Below are 23,095 nucleotides of genomic sequence, written 5' to 3'. Positions count from 1 at the left end.
GACGACAATTGTGTGTTCCAGGTCACACCGTGTTCCGGGCGGGTCGGTCAGCGCAACGCGACACCCCGGCCACGGCCCTGGCAGCACCGACCGCACCCCCACGGACACCCGCCGTTACCCGCACGGACGTCACCCTCCCGGCCCGTCCCACTGGTTTGACCGCGCGCCTCGCGTCAACCTGAAGAGGATGCGTCTGCGAACCGCGGCACTGGCCGCGACCACCGTGCTCGGCACCGGCGCGGCCGCTCTGGCGGCCGGACGGTACGCCGCCGATGTCGCGCTGCGCCCCGTGCGTGCCCGCGGGGAAGCCGCCGGCAAGACCACCGCCGGGTTCGAGGGCACCAGGCTGACCGTACAGTCGCACGACGACGGCCGGATCGCCGTCACCCGCTCGCTGGCCGCCGGGCTCCCGGGAATCTACGGCCTGACCGGCCGTGGCGCCCACGCCGTCGTCGGCCCCGTCATGGAGGACGAGACGGCCGCGCGGTCCAGGCCGCACACGGTGGTACGGGAGCTGCGACGGGTCAGCCGGGGCCGGCTCAGCACCGGCGCGACCGTCCGCCTCACCCCGCAGGTGCACGTCGGCGACCCCGGGGAGGCGCTGGGCCTGGAGTACACCGACGTGCGGATCCCGGGCGAACTCGGCGAACTGCCCGCCTGGTTCGTCCCCGGCGCCCGCGGCAGCTGGGTCATCACCGTGCACGGCCTGGGCGCCACCCGTGAACACCCCATGACGCTGTTCCCCTTCTACGTGAGCCGGCGGATGCCGGTGCTCGACATCGGCTACCGCGGCGATCCCGGCGCGCCCCCCTGTCCCGACGGCATCGGCCACCTGGGCAACTCCGAATGGCGGGACCTGGACGCGGCGATCCGCTACGCCGTCGAGCACGGGGCCGGGCGGGTGATCCTGCACGGCTGGTCGAGCGGGGCCACGATGGCGCTGCACGCCGCCGCGCACTCCCCTCTGCGCGACCGTGTCGCGGGACTCGTCCTGGACTCACCCGTCCTGGACTGGCAGCACACCGTCCGCGCGCTGGCGTCCTCGCACGGCACCCCCAAGGCGCTGCTGCCACTGGTCGTGCGCGCCGTCCAGGGCCGGGCCGGGCTGCCGGAGGACCGGGAGGCGCCGCTGGTGGATCCGGCCAAGCTGACCGTGCCGACACTGCTGCTGCACGGCCCCGCCGACACCGTCGCCCCCTGGGAGGGCTCCCGCGAGCTCGCGGCCCGCCGCGAGCGGCTCGTCTCCCTGCACCGCATCCCGCACGCCCCGCACGCGGCGATGTGGAACGCCGACCCCCACGGGTACGAGGAGAAGCTGCGCCGCTTCCTGACACCCTTCATGTGAGCACTCCGACCGGGCGGGGAGACGTCTGAGAGGGCGTCACGCCGAGGCCCCCTCAAGGAGTCGCCGTGTGCGGCAAGACGGCGCCGGGCGACCGGATATGGCACCCCAGGTTTGGGTTTCCCGGGAACAGCGTGAAGACTGCTCCTGTGACGACGTCCCGTACTCCGCGAGACAACCGGCTCCGCCTCGTCCCCCGACAGCCCGTCGCAGCCGCCCGGCGCACGGTGACGACCAGGCGCGCCGCCCGGACGCCCCGGCCTCCGGACGGCATGCTCCCCCGCGACCAGCTCGCCCGGCACGCCCGTGCCTCCCTCGCCGACGCCGTCCGGGTCGCGCACTGGGCCGCCGGCGCGGGTACGTCGCCGCACGCGGGCGACGGAGGACTCCACCGGGCCGCGGACGAGCTGCGCATGACCGTCGGGCAGGTGCGCGCCCACTGGGGGAGGGCCAAGCTGGCCGGGCTGATCGAACTGCACGGGGACACCGCGCGCGCCGGTTGGCGGCTGCGCGCCTGGGACCGGGACGACAGCGCGGTACTGCGCGGCTGGGTCGCCCTCTTCGACGCCTGGTCGCTGGCCCACCCCGCGCCGCTGCCGCACGAACAGACGCTGGTGGCGGAGGTCGTCGAGGCGGTGCCCCAGTTCCTGTCCGTCATGCACCTGTCCGGCGGGCCCGTCACCTTCGCGCTGCTGCACGACCTGCTGGGGCGGCGCATCGCCGAACTGCGGGCCGAACGGGACGCCGGCACACACGCCGCGAGCCGCGCCGTCGTCGGCGTGGCACTGCCCGGCCTGCTCGACTGGGCGCTCGACGGCCTCTCCGCCGTCGGCGCCCTCACCCGCTGCGCCGACGAGGAGCCGGGCGATCAGTCCGTACTCCGCCAGGGCTCGGCCGTGCTCACCCCGCTGGGGACCTGGGCGGTATGGACCAAGCTGGAGCAGATCTGCGTCGCGGCCCAGAGCCCGGCGGGCAACATCGAGCAGTCCGCGGAGGAGATGCTCCGGGGCTGCGCGCGGATGACCCCGGGCCCCGCCCGCGACGAGTACCGCGCCTGGCTGGCCGCACGCCCCACCTCGCACGCCGTCACCGAACTGCTGGAGGCCGCGCGCGGCGAGGACGCGCTCATCAGAGGGCTCGCCTTCGAGGCGCTGCGGGTGGTGGGCGCACCGGCCGAGGAGGCCGTGCAGGAGGTCGCGGACGAGCCCACGCTGCGCCCCTACGCGCTGCTGTGGCTGGCCGAGCAGGCCGGTACCGACCCCGAGGACCTGGCGGGCGGCGCCCCCGGTGTGCTCACCCGCGAGGAGGCGACCTGGCTGTGGGTGGACACCGCTGCCGCCGTCACCGACCACGGTGAGGAACAGCTGCTGGTCGACCACCTGGGAACGGCCGTACAGGGTTCGGTGCCCGGACTGCTGGAGGAGGTGCGGGCCACGGGCCACCCGCGCACCGTGCAGGTCCTCGTGGCCCTGGCGGCCGCGCACCCCGACCCCGCCCTCGCCAAGGCCGTGCGCCGCGCCGCCTTCCAGGTGCACACCGGCGGGGAGTGAGACGCCCGGTCCGCGCGGGCCGGGCGGCCGGGCCGCACCGCCCCACGGCCGGTTCCGGCCGGGCCGGGCCGCCGGTCCCGAAACCGGTTTGCGCTCCGCCGGTAGACTGGCCTCATGCCTCATCTCCTCGTGCATTAGGCGTGCGTACGCCGTCTCCGCTTCCGCACCGCATCCGTACGCACGTCCCTTAAGCCCTGCCTTGGAGTAACCAGTGATCACCGCTACCGGTCTCGAGCTGCGCGCCGGCGCCCGCATCCTCATCGAGTCGGCCACCTTCCGCGTCGCCAAGGGCGACCGCATCGGCCTGGTGGGCCGCAACGGCGCGGGCAAGACCACGCTCACCAAGTGCCTGGCGGGTGAGGGCACCCCCGCCGCCGGCAGCGTCACCTCGTCCGGCGAGGTCGGCTACCTCCCGCAGGACCCGCGCACCGGCGACCTCGACGTGCTGGCGCGTGACCGCATCCTCTCCGCGCGCGATCTCGATCAGGTGATCCGCAAGATGCAGGAGAACGAGCAGCGCATCGCCACGGGACAGGGCGCCACCCGCGAGAAGGCGATGAAGAAGTACGAGCGTCTGGAGACGGAGTTCCTCACCAAGGGCGGCTACGCGGCCGAGGCGGAGGCCGCCACCATCGCCGCGAGCCTCGGCCTGCCCGACCGGGTGCTGGGCCAGCCGCTGCACACCCTCTCCGGCGGTCAGCGGCGCCGCGTCGAGCTGGCCAGGATTCTCTTCTCCGACGCCGACGTGCTGCTGCTCGACGAGCCGACCAACCACCTGGACGCGGACTCCATCGCGTGGCTGCGCGACTTCCTCAAGACCTACCGCGGCGGCCTCGTCGTCATCTCCCACGACGTCGACCTGATGGAGACGGTTGTCAACAAGGTGTTCTACCTGGACGCCAACCGTTCGACCATCGACATCTACAACATGAGCTGGAAGCAGTACCAGACCCAGCGCGAGGACGACGAGAAGCGGCGGCGCCGGGAGCGGGCCAACGCGGAGAAGAAGGCCTCGGCCCTCAACTCCCAGGCGGACAAGATGCGCGCCAAGGCCACCAAGGCCGTCGCGGCGAAGAACATGGCACGCCGCGCGGAGAAGCTGCTGGCGGGTCTCGAGGCGGAGCGCCAGGACGACAAGGTCGCCAAGCTGCGCTTCCCCGACCCGGCGCCGTGCGGCCGTACGCCGCTGATGGCGGAGGACCTGTCGAAGTCCTACGGCTCGCTGGAGATCTTCGCCGGCGTGGACCTGGCCATCGACAAGGGCTCCCGCGTGGTCATCCTGGGTCTCAACGGCGCGGGCAAGACGACGCTGCTGCGGCTGCTCGGGGGCATCGAGGACCCGGACACCGGCAAGGTCGTCCCCGGACACGGGCTCAAGCTGGGCTACTACGCGCAGGAGCACGAGACACTGGACCCGGACCGCACGGTCCTGGAGAACATGCGCTCGTCCGCGCCCGACATGGACCTGGTCGCCATCCGCAAGACGCTGGGCTCCTTCCTCTTCTCGGGCGACGACGTCGACAAGCCCGCCAGGGTGCTCTCCGGCGGTGAGAAGACCCGGCTGGCGCTGGCCACGCTGGTGGTCTCCTCGGCCAATGTGCTGCTGCTCGACGAGCCGACCAACAACCTCGACCCGGCCAGCCGGGAGGAGATCCTCGGCGCGCTGCACACCTTCACCGGCGCCGTCGTGCTGGTCACCCACGACGAGGGCGCCGTCGCGGCTCTCCAGCCGGAGCGGATCATCATGCTCCCGGACGGCGTGGAGGACCTGTGGAACGAGGAGTACGCCGACCTCGTCGCCCTCGCCTGATCCCTCCCGGCACCCACCCCTCTCCTTGATCCAGCCCCTTATGGATCATTCGGCCGACGGTTGATCCTTCATCTGAGTGAGGGCGGCTCGTACCCCCGGCGCGGCCTCGCACCGGGAGCGCGCCTCCGTGGCAGGGGCGGCCCTGGTGTGTGCGCTCCCCGCCCCGAGCGCCGCTGACCTGCCGGTTCCCGGTGACGGACGGCTCCGCAACGCGGTTGCACGTGCATCTGCATGGGGCCGGAATCTCCTCCTCCCGGACATTCGTGCCGTGCACAAGCTCCCTGGCACTCGACGAAGACCTTGCCGAATGGGTGGCCAGATGTGGGAGGAGGGGTGATCATGAGAGTCACAGAGCGCACTTCCCATGAGGAGGCACGGGTGGCCGAGACTCTGAAGAAGGGCAGCCGGGTGACCGGCGCCGCGCGCGAAAAGCTCGCGGCAGACCTCAAGAGAAAGTACGACGCCGGGGCCAGCATCAGGTCGCTGGCGGAGGAGACGGGCCGTTCCTACGGGTTCGTGCACCGGATGCTCAGCGAGTCCGGCGTGACCCTGCGTGGCCGCGGCGGTGCGACACGGGGCAAGAAGGCCTCCTCGTCCTCGTCCTGAGCGGTCCGGTGAGAGGGACCTCGTCCGCCGGCGGATGCCCGCCGGCGAGGCTTTCGAGCGTCCACTCCGGTGGTTACTCTTCGGTTGACCAAACTGCCGAGTAACCACCGGAGGACCTCGATGACCCTGCTCGACAAGGACGGCGTGCACGTCACCGCCGACGGCGAGGTGGCCACGGTCACCCTCGCCAACCCGGCCAAGCGCAACGCGCAGACGCCCGCGACCTGGCGGGCACTGGCCGAGGCGGGCCGCATACTGCCCGGAGCGGTCAGGGTCGTCGTCCTGCGCGGCGAGGGCCCGTCGTTCTCCGCCGGGCTCGACCGCGCCGCGTTCGAGCCCGAGGGCATCGAGGGCGAACTCTCCTTCCTGCGACTGGCACGCGGTTCCGACGAGGAGCTGGATGCGGCCGTCGCCGAGTTCCAGCACGCCTTCACCTGGTGGCGCCGCCCCGACGTGGTGAGCATCGCCGCCGTCCAGGGGCACGCCATCGGCGCGGGCTTCCAGCTGGCGCTCGCCTGCGACCTGCGGGTGTGCGCGGACGACGTGCGGTTCGCGATGCGCGAGACCAGCCTCGGCCTGGTCCCCGACCTGGCCGGCACCCACCCGCTGGTGGGCCTGGTCGGCTACGCCCGCGCTCTGGAGATCTGCGCCACGGGACGCTTCGTGCAGGCCGACGAGGCCGAACGGGTGGGTCTGGCCAACCTCGTCGTCGGCCAGGGGCAGTTGGAGGACGCCGTCGCCGACCTGACCGCGGCGCTGCTCGCCGCCCCGCGCGACGCCGTGGTGGAGACCAAGGCGCTCCTCGCCGGTGCCTCCGCACGCACGTACGACGAGCAGCGCGCCGCCGAGCGCGCCGCGCAGTCGCGCCGCCTGCGCGACCTGGCCGGGCTGGGCGACTGAACGGAGCCCGGCCCGGCGCGGCACACCTGGCCGACGGGCTCACACCCGGCCGTCCGACTCGCACCCGGCCGTCCGGCTCACACCCGGTCGATGGCGGTGATCAGCACCGCGACGGTCGCCTGCCCACCGCCGCCACCGTCGTCGGCGAGCGCGGCGCGCGCCGCGTCCCGCGCGGCACGGGCCGTATCCAGGGCCCGGCGGGTGGGGGAGAGGGCGAGCTGGAGCAGGACGTGACGGCCCCCGCCCCGGTCCCCGCCCGTCTCCGTGACGTCGACGGCGTGGGGCGCCGGTCCCGCGGCAACCCGGGAGAGGGCCGGGCCGACGACCGGCGCGAGCCGGGTGACGCCGTCCACCGCGAGCACGGCCCGCGCGAGGTGTCCCGCGTCGTCGTGCGCGCCCCCTTCCCTGCCGTGTGAGTCCCCACGCGGCCCGGCCGTGCGGGAGGAGTCCCCGGCGGTATCCGCCTCGTCTTCCGCGGCGCTGCCCAGCAGCTCCGTCACCCGCAGGTCCACCGTCTCCAGCAGGAGCCCCAGGTCCCGTTCGGCGGCGCTCAGCAGCGCGTCCCGTACGGCGTCGGCGGCGTCCTGCACCGGGCGGCTCCCCGTGACGGCCAGGTCGGCGGTGAGCGCGAGCGGACCGGGACGCAGCGCACTGGGCGGCGGCGGTACGGCGGGCTCGGACGTCCTGGCCGGGTCGGCGAGCTCGATCCGTGCCCCGCTCAGCCGGCCTCCCCGCACCGGGCGCAGCAGCACCCCGACTGCCGCCTCCTCCGCCACCCAGGCCCCGTCCTCGGCGCGGCCCAGCGGCAGGAGCCGCCCCAGACCGAGCTGTTGCCTGACCACCTGGGTGAGTTTCTCCGTCGCCATGTCCTCACGTCCTCTCTCCGCGCCAAGAGCGTTCCGCCCGCGGGCCCGCCGGGCGGGCTTCGAGCGCGTCAGTCACCCGGTCGGCCGGGTGGGGCCCGGCGTGCCGAGCGGAGGGGGGCTCCCGCGCTTACCGTGAGGTGCGGAGCGGCAGGCCGCTCCGAACCTCCGAAAGGGGCGCAGGAGATGTCCGAGAGCAGCACGTCCAACCGCTCCGAGAACCGCACGTCCGGCGGGGCCTCCGGCGAGCAGGGCGGCGGCGGGAGCGACCCGGCACGGCGCGGCCCCGGCGGCGGCCCCGCGGGGTCCAGGGGCCGCACGACCATCGCCGACGGGGTGGTCCAGAAGATCGCGGGCATGGCGGCGCGCGACGTCGTCGGCGTGCACGCCATGGGCGGCGGCGTGGCCCGCACGTTCGGAGCCGTCCGCGACCGGGTGCCCGGAGGCGGGCAGTCGTCGTCCGTCACGCGCGGCGTCAAGGCCGAGGTCGGCGAGGTGCAGACCGCCCTCGATCTGGAGATCGTCATCGAGTACGGCGTCTCGATCTCCGACGTGGCGCGCTCCGTCCGTGAGAACGTCGTCTCAGCGGTCGAGCGCATGACGGGCCTCGAGGTCGTCGAGGTCAACATCGCGGTCAGCGACGTCAAGCTGCCCGACGAGGAGGACGACGACGACAACGACCAGGACCGGCCCCGGTTGCAGTAGACCCGTGTCGGGTGATGGCGCGCCGCGCGCTTGGCCGCGGTGCCGAGCGAAGGAGCGCAGATGAGCATGGCCCTTGTCGGCCTGATCGCCGGCCTGGCGCTGGGCTTCGCCGGATACTTCGGCGGATTCGGGGCTTTCCTGCTGGTGGCGGCGCTTGGCGCCGTGGGTTTCCTGGTGGGCAGGTTCGTCGACGGAGACCTGGACGCGGGGGACTTCTTCCGCGGCCGTGACGACGAACGCCGCAGGTGACCTCATGACCGACGGGCAGGTTCCCGTGGCCGGGCGGCTCCCGCGCAGCGAGCGCGTCGGTGCGGCGGAGCGGGGCGCGACCCGGATCGCCGACCGGGTCGTCGCCAAGGTCGCGGCACAGGCGGCGCGGGAGGCGCTGCGCGCCCACACGGACAACAAGACGCCGGGCCGGAACTCGGGCGGAGGACCGGCCGCGGACCCCGGTCGGCTGCCGGTGGTCGGGCGGCCGGTCCGCCGTACCTCGGTCACGGTCCGCGAGCGGACGGCGAGGGTGCGGATGGCGCTGGAGCTGCGCTACCCCTCCGACCTGGGGGCCCAGTGCGGCGCGGTCAGGCGCCGCGTCGTCGCGCGCGTACGGGAACTGGTCGGCATGGAGGTGCCGGACGTGGCGCTGGAGATCGACAGGCTGCACTCCGTCCATCTGAAGGGCGACGGCTCGGGGAGGGTGACGTGAGCCGGCAGGGTGTGGTGGCCCGGGAAGACGACGCGGCCGGGGAAGGCGCCGGTGGCGGCCACCGGCGGCAGGGCAAGGCGGGCCGGTTCTGGTCGACGCGCCGGGCACCGGGCGGCATCACGGCGCTGCTGCTGCTCGCCGGGATCGGGTTCCTGCTCTACGACGTGGCCTCGGTGCGGGCCGGCAGGCCGGGCATGGCCTGGCGGCGCACCCTCACCGACGAGTTGGCGACCCGCCGCCTGGACGACGTCTTCGTGATGGCGGGCGCGGCGGCGGCCGCCGCACTGGGGCTGTGGCTGCTCGTGCTGGCGCTCACCCCCGGCAAGCGGTCCCTGCTGACGATGCGGCCCGACACCCCGCAGGTGCGCGCCGGACTCGAACGCTCCGCGGCGGCGCTGGTGCTGCGGGACCGGGCGATGGAGGTGCCGGGCGTGCGGGGGGCCCGCGTCACGGTGCGGCGCCGCAAGGTCCGCGCCAGGGCGCAGGCCCACTTCAGGGACCTGGACGAGGTGCGCACCGATCTCGAAGGCGCGCTGCGCGACGGCGTGGAACAGCTCGGCCTGGCCCGCAGGCCACGCCTGTCCGTCCGCGTACGACGACCCGGCAAGTGACAGGGAGACGAGAGGCCATGCTGCGGACCGTCAACCGGGTGCTGACCGCGCTGAGCGGACTGGTGCTGCTCGCGCTGGGGCTCGCCGTGCTCTTCGCCGCCGCCGGACTGCCGCACCGGTGGGGCGTCTCCATGCCGTCCGACTGGCCGTGGACGCGCCCGGGAGACGTGCTGCTGACGGACGCCGACCGCACCAGGTGGCGCGACGAGGGCTGGTGGTGGCCCGTGGTCATCGCCGTACTGGCCGTGCTGGTGCTCCTGACCCTGTGGTGGCTGCTCGCACAGCTGCGGCGGCGCCGGCAGAGCGAGGCGCTGATCGACAGCGGGGACGGTGAGGGCGCGGCGCTGCGCGGCCGCGCCCTGGAGGACGTCATCGCCGCCGAGGCGGAGGCCCAGCCGGGGGTGGACCGGGCCCGCGTCACGCTCACCGGGCGGCGGGACCGGCTGCGGGCCCGCGTCGGGCTCGTCCTCGCCGCGCACGCCAGGCCAGGACCTGTGGTGCACCAGCTGCGGCACGAGGCGATCCGGCACGCGGTGGACTCGGCAGGTCTCGACACCCTCCCGGCGGAGGTCCGGCTGCGGACGGCACGGCACCGGGCTGAACGCGTCAGCTGACGCGGGTCCGAACGTCGGCGCGGGACCGAACGCCGACGCGGGCCCGAACGCCGGCGCGCGCCCGAAGACCGCCGGGACCGCCCCACGCCGCTCCGAAACCGGGTCGGGGGTCGGCGCGGAAACGGTCAGAAGCCGTGCAGCGCCCCGCCGTCGACGGGCAGCATGATCCCGGACAGGTAGGAGGCGGCGGGGGAGAGCACGAAGGCGGCGGTGCGGCCGAACTCCTCCGGCGTGCCGTAGCGGCGCAGTGGGATGGCCGCCTCGTTGCGTTCCCTGGCCGCGTCCCCGTCGCCGGAGAGCGAGTCGAGGTACTGCAACCGCTCGGTGCCGATCCGCCCCGGCATCAGGCCCAGCACCCGGATACCGCGCGGGCCCAGCTCGTTCGCGAGTGTCTTGGCGAAGCCGGCCAGCCCGGGGCGCAGCCCGTTGGAGAGGGTGAGGCCCGGGATCGGCTCGTGCACGGAGCCGGAGAGGACGAAGCCGATCACGCCGCCCTCGCCCAGCTCGCCCGCCGCCGCGCGGGCGAGCCGTACGGCGCCGAGGAAGACGCTGTCGAAGGCGCTGCGCCACTGCTCGTCCGTCAGCTCGTCCGCGGCGATGCCCGCCGGCGGGCCGCCGACGCTGACGAGGAGGCCGTCGAACCGTCCGAAGCGTTCGCGAGCCGCCGCGATCACCCGGGCGGGGGTCTCGGGGTCGGTGTTGTCCGCCTCGACGCCCAGCGCCCTGCCCTCCGCTCCCGATGCCTCGACGCCGAGCCGGGCCGCCGCCTCCTCGGCGGACTTCTGGGACCTGCCGGTCACCACGACCCGGGCCCCCTCGGCGAGCAGCTGTGCCGCGGTGGCGAAGCCGAGGCCCCGGGTGCCGCCGGTGATGACGTAGACGCGCTCTGAAAGTCCAAGATCCATGCAACGCAGTCTGCCTGACGCCCGCCGGCGGGAGACGGCCAGCCCCGGAGAGCTTCTTGGAGAACTCGGAGAGCTTTTTGGAGAAGCTGTGCGTGGAGCGCTGTGCGCCCGCCTTACGGCGCGACCTTCTCAGGTTCCCTGGCGGCGTCCTCCGCGGCCCCCGTGCCCGGCCCTGACTCCTTCGCCCCCCGGTCCTTCGCCTCCCTGCGGACCAGAATCACCCACCCCACGGGGACGGCGCCGGTGAACAGCCACCACTGCACCGCGTACGCCATGTGGGGGCCGATGCCGCTGTGGTCGGGCTCCGGCAGCACCTCGGGCTGCTTGCCGCCGGGCTCGGGCGAGGTCTTCATCAGCTGGATGAAGCCGCCGGCCAGGGGGCGGCCCACCTCGTCGGCCTGCTTCCCGCTGTTGATCAGCATGACCTGGCGGTCCGGCAGCCCCTTGGTGTCCTTGATGCCGCTGGCCTCGGTCGTCTCGTCGGGCATCATCCGCCCGGTGACCGTGACCTTGCCCTTCGGGGCCTCCGGAACCTTCGGGAAGGACGTCAGATCGCCCTCGGACCTGATCCAGCCCCGGTTGACGAGGATCGCCGAGCCGTCCTCGCGTACCAGCGGGGTGACCACGAAGTAGCCGATGGTGTCGCCGTCGGAGGCGGTGCGGTGCCGCACGACGACCTCGTGCCGGGTGTCGTAGGTTCCGCGGGCGGTCACCGTGCGGAACTTCTCGTCGTCGGCGGGCTCTCGGCCCACGCCCGTCAGCCGCCCGGCCGGTACGGTCGGCGCAGCCAGGCTCGCGGCGACCTCTTCGTTGCGCGCGACCCGGCTCTCGTGGCGGTGCAGCTGCCAGAAGCCCAGCTTGATCATGGTGGGGATCAGCACGAGGCCGAGCAGGGTGAGGATCACCCACTGCCGGGACAACAGGAAGCGGTACACGCCTACTGACGGTACCCCTCGGGCCGCCGTCCTCCCGCGTGGACCCCGGCTTCAGCCCTCCGGCGCGGGCGCCACGTCCTGGAGCAGCTGGGTGAAGGCGGCCTCGTCGATGACGGGTGTGCCGAAGGCGCGGGCCTTGGAGATCTTCGAGGTGGCCGCTTCGGGGTCGTTGGTGACCAGCAGGCTGGTCAGCCGGGAGACGCTGGTGGCGATGTGCAGGCCGGCCTCGATCGCGCGGTCCTCCAGCAGCTCCCGGTCCACCGACGTGTCGCCCGAGACGGCCACCCGCATCCCCTGCACCAGCCGGCCCCCCGGCTCGTACCGCCCCGGATTGGGGTAGGGGCACGCGGGGCGTTTGCGTGAGGGGCGCCAGGTGCCGTATCCGCGGGCGTGGGCGCCGTATCCGCCGCCCGCGCCGCGCCCGGAGCGCGGCACCACCGAGTCGGACCACTCGCTCAGCGGTGTGCACGCCAGCAGGGGGAGCCGCACCTGGTGGCTGGCCGCCAGATGGAGGCTGGGCCGGAAGACTTCGGCCAGCACGCGTGCGTCGTCCAGCGCGTGGTGGGCCCGCTGCTGGACGACGCCGTAGTGCGCGGCGAGGGACTCCAGCTTGTGGTTGGGCAGGGGGAGGGACAGCTCCTTGGAGAGGGCGATGGTGCACAGCCGCTGTCGCACCGGGGCCTCGCGGCGGGCGCGTGCGTACTCCCTGGAGATCATCGACCAGTCGAAGATGGCGTTGTGCGCGACCAGGACGCGGTCGGCCAGCCGGGCGGCGAACTCTTCGGCGATGTCGGCGAACAGGGGCGCGTCGGCCAGCGCCTCGGCGGTGAGTCCGTGGATCCAGGTGGGCCCCGGGTCGCGTTGCGGGTTGACGGGGGTGTACCAGTGGTCCTCGATCTCGCCCCGCGCGTCCAGGCGGTAGACGGCCGCCGACACGATCCGGTCGTCGCGCGCCAGGCCCGTCGTCTCGACGTCCACCACCGCGTAGCCGTCCGGGTAGGCGGACGGCCAAAGCTGCGGTGGCGGGGCGTCGGCGGCGGGTTGTGCGGGGATGCGCTCGGACATCCCCTCGGTGCGTGCCGTCTGGTCTTCGAGCATGGTCACAGAGAATACGGGGCGGTACTGACAGCGCCTTCAACCGCGCCCCCGGGAGACCGGCGGTGGCCGTCCGTACCGTGCGCGAACCGCCCGAACTCCCGTCCTGCGAAGGTGAGTCGGCGCACCCCGCCGAAAAGCGGCGCGCGAAGGGACCGGCGACGGAAGGGGCCGGGCCGCTCGATCCGCGGTCCGGCCCCTCACCTCACGTCACCTCATGCCGTGCCGTGAACCGGGCACGCGGCCCGGGCGGCGGGCGTCACTTCGTGACGGCCGCCAGCGCGTCCACGAGCCCGTGCCCGTAGAAGCTGTTGTTGCCCCGCACACCGGTGCACTTGGCCGCGTAGGTGCCCTTGCCGTCCGGGTCGTAGGACTCCTCGGGGCAGGGCTGGGTCTGCGCCTGCGCCTTCAGCAGCCAGGAGATCTCCTGCGCACTGGACTTGGGGTGGGTGCTCTTGAGGAGCGCCGCCACGCCCGCCACCTGCGGGCCCGCCATCGAGGTGCCCTGGAGGTAGGCGTAGTCGCCGTTCGGCATCGTGGACAGCACGCCGCCGTCCTTGGCCGGCTCGTCCGGTGTCTGGAACGAGCGGTCACCGCCGGGGGCGGCCACGTCGATCTCGTCCCGGCCGTAGTTGGAGTAGTACGACTTCAGGTTCTCCGGGCCCGTGGCCGAGACCGAGGTCGCGCTGGGCAGCATCGAGGGCACGTCCGGGCAGGCGGCCGGGTCGACGGTGCGCTCGACGGGGGTGCTGTCGTTCGGGCTGGTGTCGTCCACGATCTCGCTCGCGGCCAGGTCGTGCGAGGAGTTGCCCGCGGAGCTGACGGTGGTGACGCCCTTGCGCTGGGCGTAGTCGGCGGCGCGCCGCACCGCGTCGGCGATGGCCTGCTGGTCGGCCTGGTCGTCGCAGTTGTAGAGCCACGGGTCGACGTAGTAGCTGTTGTTGGTGACCTCGATGCCGTGGTCGGCGGCGAAGACCATGGCGCAGACGACGGCCTCGCTGTAGAACAGCGACGTCTCCGGCTCGCTCACCTTGATGGCCGAGACCTTCACGCCGGGTGCGGTGCCCGCGATGCCCACGCCGTTGCGGTCGGCGGCGATGATGCCCGCCACGTGGGTGCCGTGGTAGTCCTCGTCGGGGTTGTACGGGCGCCAGGCGCCGCGCGAGGTGTCGGCCTTGCCGCCGACGCAGTTCGCGGACTGCTTGGCGGAGAAGTTGGCCTTCAGGTCCGGGTGCGTGTCGTCGACGCCGGTGTCGATGACGCCGACGGTGACCTTGCGGCTGCCCTCGTCGACCTCGGCGGCCTTGTCGGCCTTGATGGCCCGCTTGTCCCACTGCAGGGACTCCAGGGGCTCCTGGTTCTTCGCCTCGGCCTTCTTCGCGAGCGTGGACGCCTTCTTGGGCTCCTTGACGAAGACGGGCTTGCCCACCTCCGTGGTGGTCGCGGCCTTCAGCGGGGCTGTGCGGGTGGCACCGGCCGAGTCGACTCCGTCGACCTCGCGCAGCGTCTCGCCGAACTGGGGGTTGGTGGAGTGCGCGACGACGACGCCGATCTTCTTGTACGTCGCGACGACCTTGCCGTCAGCCTTGCGTATCTCCCTCTTGACACGTTCGACGGTACCGCGGTCGGTATCCGTGTTGACGACGTAGCTGAGCTTCTCGCCCGCCTTCGCCTTGGGGGCGGCGGTGGAGTCGGTGTCCTGCGCGTTCGCCGCCGCGGCGCCCGCCAGGCCCAAGGAGGCGGTCAGCACCAGTCCCAGCGGCACCGCGAGAGCGCGTCGCCGTCTGGAAGGTCTCGAATGCATGGGGTCTCCGTGTCGTCTGAAGTTGTCCACAGACGACGGAAGTTATCCCTGAGAGGCGGGTAACTGCAATGGATTGATGGAGAAAGTCCGAAGGCTGTGCGAAGCCGTGATCGTTTCTCTCCGATCTCTCACCGACCCCCTGTCGCCCAGCCGGGGCGCGCTCTACGATGCGCACCCGTGTGCCTGCTGAGACATGAGTCACACTCTGCCGTTTTTACCGTTCCTCTGTTCCCTTTTGCCTTTCCGCGACCCGCCCCTCGCGTTCCGACCGTCCCTCCCAGTCCTCCTGGAGTCATCGTGGACACCGCACCGCAGCACGCGCATTCCGGCCCACCAGGCGGCCGGGACTACACGGACGTGCAGCACAGCGCCGAGTTCTCCGAACTGCGCCGCGGCTACCGCTCGTTCGTCTTCCCGCTCACCGTCGCGTTCATCGTCTGGTACCTGCTCTACGTCCTGCTCTCCAATTACGCCGGCGGGTTCATGGGCACGAAGGTCGTCGGCAACGTCAACGTGGCGTTCGTCTTCGGCCTGGCCCAGTTCCTCACCACGTTCCTGATCGCCTGGTGGTACTCGCGCTTCGCCGCCGCCAAGCTCGACCCCAAGGCCGAGGCGCTCAAGACCCGGCTGGAGGCGGAGAACCTCCAGCAGGCCGCCAACGCCGCGGGCGCCGCACGGGCGGAGAGCGGGACCATCGGCCACCAGGCCGACCCGCGGGACGAGGACAAGGGCGAACTCGCCGGTCAGGAGGACGACGCATGAGCGCCACCCACGCGATCGCGGCACCCGCCGCGCAGCTGGCCGCCGGGGGCGCCAGCGCACACCGGCCGCTGATCATCACGCTCTTCTCGGTCTTCGTCGTCATCACCCTCGCCGTCACCGTGTGGGCGGGCCGGCGCACCAAGGACGCCACCGACTTCTACGCGGGCGGACGGCAGTTCAGCGGCTTCCAGAACGGGCTCGCCATCTCCGGCGACTACATGTCCGCCGCGTCCTTCCTCGGCATCGCCGGAGCCATCGCGCTGTCCGGGTACGACGGGTTCCTGTACTCCATCGGCTTCCTCGTCGCCTGGCTGGTCGCCCTGCTGCTGGTGGCCGAGCCGCTGCGCAACTCCGGGCGCTACACCATGGGCGACGTCCTGGCCTACCGGATGCGCCAGCGCCCCGTACGCACCGCGGCAGGCGTCTCCACGATCATCGTCTCGATCTTCTACCTGCTCGCCCAGATGGTCGGCGCGGGCGCGCTCGTCGCGCTGCTGCTGGGCATCACGGGGGAGGCCGGCAAGAACCTGATCGTCGTGTTCGTCGGCGTCGTCATGATCCTCTACGTCACGATCGGCGGCATGAAGGGCACCACCTGGGTGCAGATGATCAAGGCCTGCCTGCTGATCGGCGGCACCGTGATCATCACGTTCCTCGTCTTCCACAAGTTCAACTACAACCTCTCCTCCCTCCTCGGCGCGGCGGCCGAGAACAGCGGAAAGGGCGCGGCCTTCCTCGAACCGGGCCTGAAGTACGGCGCCACGGCCACCTCGAAGATCGACTTCATCTCGCTCGGCATCGCACTCGTCCTCGGCACCGCGGGACTGCCGCACATCCTCATCCGCTTCTACACCGTGCCCACGGCCAAGGCCGCCCGGAAGTCCGTCAACTGGGCCATCGGCATCATCGGCGTCTTCTACCTGATGACCATCGCGCTCGGCTTCGGCGCCGCCGCACTGCTCAGCCCTAAGACCATCACCGACTCCAACGCGGCCGGCAACACCGCCGCGCCCCTCCTGGCGCAGGAGATCGGCGGCGGCGCCGACTCCACCGGCGGCGCCGTGCTGCTCGCGATGATCTCCGCCGTCGCGTTCGCCACCATCCTGGCCGTCGTCGCCGGGCTCACCCTGGCCTCCTCGTCCTCGTTCGCGCACGACCTGTACGCGAACGTGATCCGCAAGGGCAAGGCCACCGAGAAGGAGGAGGTCAAGGCCGCGCGCGTGTCCGCCGTCATCATCGGCGCCGTCGCCATCGGCCTGGGCATCTTCGCCGGCAAGCTCAACGTCGCGGGTCTCGTCGCCCTCGCCTTCGCCGTCGCCGCCTCCGCGAACCTGCCCACCCTGCTCTACAGCCTCTTCTGGAAGCGCTTCACCACGACCGGGGCGCTCTGGTCGATCTACGGCGGGCTGATCTCGTCCGTGCTGCTGGTCTTCTTCTCGCCGGTCGTCACCGGCAAGGAGACCTCCATGTTCCCGGACGTGGACTTCGCCTGGTTCCCCCTGGAGAACCCCGGACTCATCTCCATCCCGCTCGGATTCCTCCTGGGATGGGTCGGCTCCCTCTTCTCGAAGGACGAGGGGGCCGGCGGTGCCAAGTACGCGGAGCTGGAGGTGCGGTCCATGACGGGTGTCGGCGCCCACTGACGGGGAGCCGGCAGCGCGCCGGCAGGGCACTGCCGGCCCACCGGCAGGCGGGCTGCCAGCGCGCCCGCAGGGGGCTCCGCCCTCTCCCCGGACCCGTCGGCACCTCGCCGGCGGGGCGTCGGGGAGGGCGGAGCCCCCTGGCGTGTGCGAGGCCCGCCAGACGCACACCCTGGCAGGTGCGAGGCGCCGGGAGTTGAAGCTGTCGGATCGCACAAACGTGACTTACGCTGCGAAGTATGCTGCTCGACACCTACGGCCGCACCGCCACCGACCTCCGCGTCTCGCTGACCGACCGCTGCAACCTGCGCTGTACGTACTGCATGCCGGAGGAGGGCCTCCAGTGGCTCGCGAAGCCCGAGCTGCTCACCGACGACGAGATCGTCCGTCTGGTCCGCGTCGCCACCGCTCAGCTGGGCGTCACCCAGGTCCGCTTCACGGGCGGCGAGCCCCTGCTGCGCCCCGGTCTGGCGGGTATCGTGGCGCGCTGCGCCGAGCTGGAGCAGCGCCCCCGGATGTCGCTGACGACCAACGGCATCGGCCTGGAGCGCACCGCGGCGGCGCTGCGCGAGGCGGGTCTCGACCGGGTCAACGTCTCGCTGGACACGCTCGACCCCGACACCTTCCAGCGGATGACCCGGCGTAAGCGCCACGCGGACGTACTGCGGGGTCTGGCCGCCGCCCGTGCGGCGGGTCTGACGCCGGTGAAGGTCAACGCGGTGCTGATGCCAGGGCTGAACGACGGGGAGGCCCCCGACCTGCTGGCCTGGGCGCTGGAGGAGGGCTACGAGCTGCGCTTCATCGAGCAGATGCCGCTGGACCCCCAGCACGGCTGGCAGCGCGAGGGCATGATCACCGCGGGGGACATCCTGGCCGCGCTGCGGACCCGTTTCACCCTCACCCCCGAGGGTGAGGACGCGCGCGGTTCGGCCCCGGCGGAGCGCTGGCTGGTGGACGGAGGGCCGCAGCGGGTCGGCGTCATCGCCTCGGTCACCCGGCCCTTCTGCCGCGCCTGCGACCGTACGCGGCTGACCGCCGACGGCCAGGTGCGTACGTGTCTGTTCGCGACGGAGGAGTCGGACCTGCGAGGCGCGCTGCGCGGGGGAGCGAGCGACGCCGAGGTGGCCGAACTGTGGCGGAAGGCGATGTGGGGCAAGAAGGCGGGCGCCGGCATCGACGACCCCTCGTTCGTGCAGCCGCAGCGCCCGATGTCCGCCATCGGAGGCTAGGAGTCCGGCACACGCGTTGCCGAGGGGGCGCCGGGGACCGGCGCCCCGGCGCCTGAAGGGGCGCCGTGGTCTAGGACCGCTGTTCGCCGTCGGTCGGCTCCCATTCGCTGAGCGCCACGGTGTCCTTGAGGAAGCCGCGTACGCCGAGGAACTTCGCCAGGTACTCGCGGTGTTCCTCGCAGGCCAGCCAGGTCTTGCGCCGTTCGGGCGTGTGCAGCTTGGGGTTGTTCCAGGCGAGCACCCATACGGCCGCCGCGCGGCAGCCTTTCGCGGAGCAGATCGGGGTGTCGGGCCCGTCGGCTGAGGGGGAGGCGGAAGGGATCACGCGTCCATCTTCCACCACGGCCCGGACATTAAGCGACGCCGGGCAGCCACGGGGGGAGCCGCCCGGCGTCGGTCCATCGCTCCGACGGGGGATGCGGAGCGCACAAGAAGTATGGCATGCGGGGGCGGTCGCAGTGCACCGGAACCGCAAGATTGATCTGAGGTTTTCCTGAGCTTCGCGTCCGGCGCGGCCTCAACTGCGTTTGTCGGCGCTCTCGTTCGCCGCCTGTCCGGCCTCGTCCGAAGGGGCGTTTCCCTCCGCTTTGGTCACGTGCGAGCCCTCCAGTACGTGGTGCTGGGGCTCGGGCACGAACGTGGACGGCGCCGAAGGCGCGTTCTCCCGTCCGGCGTTGGCGATCACCACCGCCACGTAGGGGAGCACCCCGCCGAGGACCAGCGCCACGATGGCCAGCGGCCGTTCCACGTCCCACAGCAGCACGGCGGCGAGCACGGCGACCGTGCGCAACAGCATCGAGATCACATAGCGGCGCTGTCTTCCGCGCACGTCCTCCTGGAGACCTGTCCGGGCCCCGGTGATCCGGAACACCTCAGCCTGGTGCTGCTTCCGCATCAGTCCCACCACCTGCTCACCTACCGTTCTCCGCGGCCGTACCGGGAGATCCGGATATGTCCACGGTACGCCCCGGATGCGTCAGGAACGAGACCGGGGCGTGGGGCCCGGACGACCGGTCGCCCTACGACGAACGAGGTGCGGAGGACTCGACGGTGCACGGAGAGCGACCGGGCGGAGCCGGCCCCTGACGGGCACGGCCCGGGCAGGCGCGTGGCCCGCCCGGGCGGAATCAGAGCCCCCGGACCTCGGCGACCTTGCGGCCTGCCTTGAGGTACACCGCGTCGGCCGCGCCGTCCCCGCTCGCCGACACCGCCTCCCGGACGACGTCCCCCAGCGGCCGCAGCGCTTCCGCCTCCGGCAGCACGACGGCCTGCTGCTCTCGCCCGTCCCTCTCGACGATGAGCCGCAGCCCGTTCTGCTTGGCGATCCGGCGGGCCGCCGACGCGCTCGGGGTGAACCCGAGCACCTTGGTGAGCACCGCGGCGATGCCCTCCGCGCCGTGTTCGGCGACCTCGACGAAGGGCAGCGCCCCGGCGTCGGCGAAGGACTTCTTGGAGAACTGGGCGACGAAGTGGGCGCGGGCCGCCATGGCCGCCGCGATGCCGTGCAGCGCCGAGACGACCTCGCCCGCCAGGATCTTCTTCAGATCCATCGGGTGCAGCGTGCCCGCCTCGATGCGCGCGGTGGCCTGCTCGATCTCCGGGTCCGTCCACTCCGTCCAGGCCCGCAGGTAGGGCACCATCAGCCGGTCGGGGATCGACATGATCTTGCCGAACACCTCGTCGGGGGTGCTGCCCAGCCCGACGTAGTTGCCCTTGGACTTGGACATCTTGGCGCCGGAGCCGTCGGTGCCCTCGACCAGCGGCATGGTGACCACCAGCTGCGGCTGCTGGTGGTGCGCCTCCATCACCCGGCGGCCCATCTGGAGGTTCAGCAGCTGGTCGACGCCGCCGAGCTCCACGTCGCAGGCCAGCTCGACGGAGTCGAGGGCCTGGGCGACCGGGTAGAGCAGCTCCGACATCGTCAGGCCCGAGCCCTCCGAGAGCCGGTTGCGGAAGTCCTCGCGCTGGAGCAGCGAGGAGACCGGCACCTGCGCCAGGAGTCCGAGCAGCTGAGGCAGCGTGTAGGGGGCGAGCCAGCGGCTGTTGTGGGCGAAGCGCACCTTCTCGAAGTCGAAGAAGGGGCGGACCTGCTCCTGGTAGCCGGACAGGTTCCGCTCGATGTCCTCGTCGGTCAGCGGCGGGCGCTCGGCCGTGCGGCCCGAGGGGTCGCCGATCTTGGCCGTGAAGTCGCCGATGATCAGTGTGACGTCGTGGCCCATCCGCTGGAAGCGGCTCAGCACGATGACCGGCACCGCGTGGCCCAGGTGCACGTCGGCCGCCGTCGGGTCGATGCCCAGCTTGACGTGCAGGCCCCTGCCCTGTGCCGCGCGCTCCTCGATCCGCTCGGCGAGCTTGTCGACCGAGGGCAGCAGCTCCACGGAGCGCGCCCCGATCAGCTCCGCCTGCTCCTTGCCCGTCAGGTCGCTCAGGTCCAGATAGCGCCGGGCCCCGGTCTCCGCGAGCAGCTGCTCGACGTGGGTGTCGGAGGTGAGGTCCTGGGCCAGCAGCTCACTGGCGCGCTGTACGGAGTCGCCGAGGCGTGTCACGTCACTGTCCTGGTGGTGGTTGCTGAAAACGGTCAGGCGAAGTCTATGCGCCGCCGCAGGTGCGCGTGCCCGCGGCCGCCGGCGCGGGCGGCGGTTTCTGTAGGGACTCCACAGGTCGCTGTCGGTGCCCCTGTCCGTGCCCGCGTGCTCGCCGAGCACCGTCGCCGGATAGGTTCTGTCTGCGACAGACCGTGTTGGACAGCGACAGCAGCAGAAAGGGTGGTCACACCGTGAGCCGCTCAGTGCTCGTGACCGGAGGGAACCGCGGCATCGGCCTCGCCATCGCGCGTGCCTTCGCCGAGGGCGGCGACAACGTCGCCGTCACCTACCGCTCCGGAGAGCCGCCCGAGGGCTTCCTCGGCGTCAAGTGCGACATCACCGAGCCGGAGCAGGTGGAGCAGGCGTACAAGGAGATCGAGGAGAAGCAGGGACCGGTCGAGGTCCTGGTCGCCAACGCGGGCGTCACCCGCGATCAGCTGCTGCTGCGGATGTCGGAGGAGGACTTCACCTCCGTCCTCGACACCAACCTCACCGGCGCGTTCCGGGTGGTCAAGCGGGCCTCCCGGGGCATGCTGCGCGCCCGTAAGGGCCGTATCGTGCTGATCTCCTCGGTCGTCGGCCTGATGGGGCAGGCCGGGCAGGTCAACTACGCCGCATCCAAGGCGGGTCTGGTGGGCTTCGCCCGCTCGCTCTCCCGCGAGCTGGGCTCCCGCAACATCACCTGCAACGTCGTCGCTCCCGGGTTCGTGGACACCGACATGACCCGCGCGCTGAGCGACGAGCAGCGAGCCGATTTCGTCAAGCAGGTACCGCTGGGCCGTTACGCCGAACCGGCCGAGGTCGCCTCCTCGGTGCGCTTCCTGGCGTCCGACGAGGCCGCGTACATCACCGGAGCCGTCATTCCCGTCGACGGCGGATTGGGCATGGGTCACTGAAACAATGAGCGGAATCCTGGCGGGCAAGCGCATCCTTGTCACCGGCGTCATCACCGACGGGTCGATCGCCTTCCACGCGGCGAAGGTCGCCCAGGAGCAGGGCGCGGAGGTCCTCCTCACCGGTTTCGGCCGGCTCTCCCTGGTGGAGCGGATCGCCAAGCGGCTGCCCGAGGCCGTGCCCGTGATCGAGCTGGACGTCGGCAACCAGGAGCACCTGGACGGGCTCGCTGACAAGATCCGCGAGCACTGGGGCGAGGACGCGCGGGTGGACGGCATCGTCCACTCGATCGCCTTCGGCCCGCAGGGCGCCTTCGACTTCCTCGGCGCCGCCTGGGAGGACGTCAGCACGGCCGTGCACATCTCGGCGTACTCCCTCAAGTCGCTCACCATGGCCTGCCTGCCGCTGATGCACGAGGGCAGCTCGGTCGTCGGCCTCACGTTCGACGCGCAGATCGCCTGGCCGAAGTACGACTGGATGGGCGTGGCCAAGGCGGCTCTGGAGTCCACCAACCGCTACCTCGCGCGCGACCTGGGCCCCAAGGGCATCCGCTGCAACCTCGTCTCGGCCGGGCCCATCAAGTCCATGGCGGCCAAGTCCATCCCGGGCTTCGAGGAACTGGCCGACGTGTGGAACCACCGCGCGCCCATCGGCTGGGAGCTGTCGGACCCGGAGCCGGCCGGACGCGGTGTCGCCGCCCTGCTGTCGGACTTCTTCCCGCGGACCACCGGCGAGATCGTGCACGTCGACGGAGGGGTGCACATGATGGGGGCCTGACCCCCTCTCCGGGGCCGCGGGGGTGCTACAGCGCCCCGCGGCTCCACTCCGCCGTGTGGGAGGCCGCCTCGTGGGAGGCGGCCTCCGCGTCCTGTGCGCGGATGGCTTCCAGCAGCCGTGAGTGGTCCATGTAGCCCTCGGGGCGCAGCGTCTTGCCCACGTCGTGCCGCAGGAAGGCGCGCAGCACCTCGGCGAGGTCCGCGTACAGCGCGGTGAAGACCTCGTTGTGCGAGGCCGCGACGACGCCCATGTGCAGGCTCTGATCCGTGTCGATGAAGCGTTCGACCTCGCCCGACTCCCACGCCGCCTCCCGGCGGGCCAGCAGCCCGTCGAGCTGCGCCAGGTCCGCGTCCGTGCGCCGCCGCGCCGCCAGCCTGGCGCCCGCCGTCTCCAGTGCGGAGCGCAGCTCGGCCACGTTTCGCAAGTCGGTTCCCGCGAAGCGCCGGTGCATCACGCCCGCCAGCTCGCTGGTGGCCAGCACGTAGGTGCCCGAGCCCTGCCTGATGTCGAGCAGGCCGTTGTGGGCGAGGGCCCGTACCGCCTCGCGCACGGTGTTGCGGGCCACGCCCAGCTGCTCGACCAGCTCCGGCTCGGTCGGGATGCGGCTGCCCACGGGCCACTGTCCCGAGGTGATCTGCTGGCGCAGCGTGGCGATCACCTGGTCGGCCAGCGGCGCTCGCTGGGGCGCGGACAGCGGGGGAGCCGAGCCGCGGGACGGGGACGGGGGAAGCGATTGGCCGCGATTCATCCCATGATTCTATGATG

23 protein-coding genes and 1 pseudogene are annotated in these 23,095 nt (G+C 72.2%); 15 read left to right on the top strand and 9 right to left on the bottom strand.

From position 1 onward, the window contains the following. Positions 1–187 precede the first annotated feature (187 nt). From DQ392_RS19715 to DQ392_RS19695, 5 genes are all read left to right on the top strand, one after another. On the top strand, positions 188–1,345 hold the full coding sequence (locus tag DQ392_RS19715) for an alpha/beta hydrolase family protein (protein WP_114016973.1): 1,158 nt from the start codon (positions 188–190) through the stop codon (positions 1,343–1,345). 269 nt (positions 1,346–1,614) lie between these two features. Beyond that, on the top strand, positions 1,615–2,892 hold the full coding sequence (locus DQ392_RS19710) for a hypothetical protein (RefSeq protein ID WP_114016972.1): 1,278 nt from the start codon (positions 1,615–1,617) through the stop codon (positions 2,890–2,892). Positions 2,893–3,103: 211 nt separating this feature from the next. After that, positions 3,104–4,702 carry an ABC-F family ATP-binding cassette domain-containing protein gene (locus DQ392_RS19705; protein ID WP_114016971.1) on the top strand — a complete coding sequence of 533 codons (1,599 nt, stop codon included), beginning with the start codon at positions 3,104–3,106 and terminating at the stop codon, positions 4,700–4,702. Positions 4,703–5,080: 378 nt separating this feature from the next. Beyond that, entirely contained in the window at positions 5,081–5,308 is a 228-nt protein-coding gene (locus tag DQ392_RS19700; RefSeq protein ID WP_181856496.1) for a helix-turn-helix domain-containing protein, read from the top strand. Positions 5,309–5,428: 120 nt separating this feature from the next. Continuing rightward, complete coding sequence (locus tag DQ392_RS19695) at positions 5,429–6,208, top strand: enoyl-CoA hydratase/isomerase family protein (protein WP_114016969.1); 780 nt, start codon at positions 5,429–5,431, stop codon at positions 6,206–6,208. Between the two features lie 77 nt (positions 6,209–6,285). Here the strand turns inward: DQ392_RS19695 and DQ392_RS19690 are convergent, their stop codons facing one another. Beyond that, positions 6,286–7,074 (bottom strand): hypothetical protein, encoded by a 789-nt coding sequence (locus tag DQ392_RS19690; protein ID WP_114016968.1) that lies wholly within the window; start codon positions 7,072–7,074, stop codon positions 6,286–6,288. 183 nt (positions 7,075–7,257) lie between these two features. On the opposite strand from DQ392_RS19690, the gene DQ392_RS19685 reads away from it, so the two are divergent. From DQ392_RS19685 to amaP, 5 genes are read left to right on the top strand one after another with little or no spacing between them, the layout of a single operon-like run. Further along, on the top strand, positions 7,258–7,776 hold the full coding sequence (locus tag DQ392_RS19685; RefSeq protein WP_114016967.1) for an Asp23/Gls24 family envelope stress response protein: 519 nt from the start codon (positions 7,258–7,260) through the stop codon (positions 7,774–7,776). Between the two features lie 60 nt (positions 7,777–7,836). Further along, entirely contained in the window at positions 7,837–8,025 is a 189-nt protein-coding gene (locus DQ392_RS19680) for a hypothetical protein (RefSeq protein ID WP_114016966.1), read from the top strand. Positions 8,026–8,029: 4 nt separating this feature from the next. Continuing rightward, positions 8,030–8,479, top strand: coding sequence for an Asp23/Gls24 family envelope stress response protein (locus tag DQ392_RS19675; RefSeq protein WP_114017295.1), 450 nt, complete (start codon positions 8,030–8,032; stop codon positions 8,477–8,479). Next, positions 8,476–9,090 carry a DUF6286 domain-containing protein gene (locus DQ392_RS19670; RefSeq protein ID WP_114016965.1) on the top strand — a complete coding sequence of 205 codons (615 nt, stop codon included), beginning with the start codon at positions 8,476–8,478 and terminating at the stop codon, positions 9,088–9,090. The genes DQ392_RS19675 and DQ392_RS19670 overlap by 4 nt, the downstream gene beginning before the upstream one ends. Positions 9,091–9,107: 17 nt before the next feature. Next, positions 9,108–9,704 carry an alkaline shock response membrane anchor protein AmaP gene (gene amaP, locus DQ392_RS19665; RefSeq protein ID WP_114016964.1) on the top strand — a complete coding sequence of 199 codons (597 nt, stop codon included), beginning with the start codon at positions 9,108–9,110 and terminating at the stop codon, positions 9,702–9,704. Positions 9,705–9,829: 125 nt separating this feature from the next. Here amaP and DQ392_RS19660 read toward each other — a convergent pair whose 3' ends face one another. From DQ392_RS19660 to DQ392_RS19645, 4 genes are all read right to left on the bottom strand, one after another. Continuing rightward, positions 9,830–10,609 (bottom strand): SDR family oxidoreductase, encoded by a 780-nt coding sequence (locus DQ392_RS19660; RefSeq protein ID WP_114016963.1) that lies wholly within the window; start codon positions 10,607–10,609, stop codon positions 9,830–9,832. 113 nt (positions 10,610–10,722) lie between these two features. Then, entirely contained in the window at positions 10,723–11,544 is an 822-nt protein-coding gene (locus DQ392_RS19655; protein WP_114016962.1) for an SURF1 family cytochrome oxidase biogenesis protein, read from the bottom strand. A gap of 51 nt (positions 11,545–11,595) precedes the next feature. Then, complete coding sequence (locus DQ392_RS19650) at positions 11,596–12,642, bottom strand: DEDDh family exonuclease (RefSeq protein ID WP_245981677.1); 1,047 nt, start codon at positions 12,640–12,642, stop codon at positions 11,596–11,598. A 256-nt stretch (positions 12,643–12,898) separates the two neighbouring features. After that, a complete protein-coding gene (locus tag DQ392_RS19645) occupies positions 12,899–14,443 on the bottom strand; it encodes a S8 family peptidase (RefSeq protein ID WP_181856495.1) in 1,545 nt (514 codons plus the stop codon). 297 nt (positions 14,444–14,740) lie between these two features. Between DQ392_RS19645 and DQ392_RS19640 the strand changes: the two are divergent. From DQ392_RS19640 to moaA, 3 genes and pseudogenes are all read left to right on the top strand, one after another. Next, positions 14,741–15,076, top strand: a pseudogene (locus tag DQ392_RS19640) (DUF485 domain-containing protein); the annotation flags it as partial. A gap of 125 nt (positions 15,077–15,201) precedes the next feature. Then, positions 15,202–16,848, top strand: a complete 1,647-nt coding sequence (locus tag DQ392_RS19635) for a solute symporter family protein (RefSeq protein WP_181856494.1) — start codon at positions 15,202–15,204, stop codon at positions 16,846–16,848. 236 nt (positions 16,849–17,084) lie between these two features. Then, on the top strand, positions 17,085–18,074 hold the full coding sequence (gene moaA, locus DQ392_RS19630) for a GTP 3',8-cyclase MoaA (protein ID WP_114016959.1): 990 nt from the start codon (positions 17,085–17,087) through the stop codon (positions 18,072–18,074). Positions 18,075–18,144: 70 nt separating this feature from the next. Here moaA and DQ392_RS19625 read toward each other — a convergent pair whose 3' ends face one another. The 3 genes from DQ392_RS19625 to tyrS form a co-directional block, all read right to left on the bottom strand. Further along, a complete protein-coding gene (locus tag DQ392_RS19625; protein WP_114016958.1) occupies positions 18,145–18,399 on the bottom strand; it encodes a hypothetical protein in 255 nt (84 codons plus the stop codon). A gap of 192 nt (positions 18,400–18,591) precedes the next feature. Beyond that, a complete protein-coding gene (locus DQ392_RS19620) occupies positions 18,592–18,972 on the bottom strand; it encodes a DUF3099 domain-containing protein (RefSeq protein ID WP_114017292.1) in 381 nt (126 codons plus the stop codon). A gap of 229 nt (positions 18,973–19,201) precedes the next feature. Next, positions 19,202–20,620: a tyrosine--tRNA ligase gene (gene tyrS / locus DQ392_RS19615; RefSeq protein ID WP_114016957.1), complete on the bottom strand. Its 1,419-nt coding sequence runs from the start codon at positions 20,618–20,620 to the stop codon at positions 19,202–19,204. 230 nt (positions 20,621–20,850) lie between these two features. On the opposite strand from tyrS, the gene fabG reads away from it, so the two are divergent. Both fabG and fabI read left to right on the top strand, forming a co-directional pair. After that, the gene (gene fabG / locus DQ392_RS19610) at positions 20,851–21,555 is read left to right on the top strand and encodes a 3-oxoacyl-[acyl-carrier-protein] reductase (protein ID WP_114016956.1); all 705 of its coding nucleotides are present in this window, start codon (positions 20,851–20,853) and stop codon (positions 21,553–21,555) included. 4 nt (positions 21,556–21,559) lie between these two features. After that, positions 21,560–22,330: an enoyl-ACP reductase FabI gene (fabI, locus tag DQ392_RS19605; protein WP_114016955.1), complete on the top strand. Its 771-nt coding sequence runs from the start codon at positions 21,560–21,562 to the stop codon at positions 22,328–22,330. A 25-nt stretch (positions 22,331–22,355) separates the two neighbouring features. Here the strand turns inward: fabI and DQ392_RS19600 are convergent, their stop codons facing one another. Beyond that, positions 22,356–23,078, bottom strand: a complete 723-nt coding sequence (locus DQ392_RS19600; RefSeq protein ID WP_114016954.1) for a FadR/GntR family transcriptional regulator — start codon at positions 23,076–23,078, stop codon at positions 22,356–22,358. Positions 23,079–23,095: the final 17 nt, after the last annotated feature.

This window comes from Streptomyces reniochalinae (genome assembly GCF_003323735.1).
GTDB classification, from domain to species: domain Bacteria; phylum Actinomycetota; class Actinomycetes; order Streptomycetales; family Streptomycetaceae; genus Streptomyces; species Streptomyces reniochalinae.
Note: the sequence above shows the minus strand (reverse complement) of the source record. Positions and strands in the feature narration are given on the sequence as shown.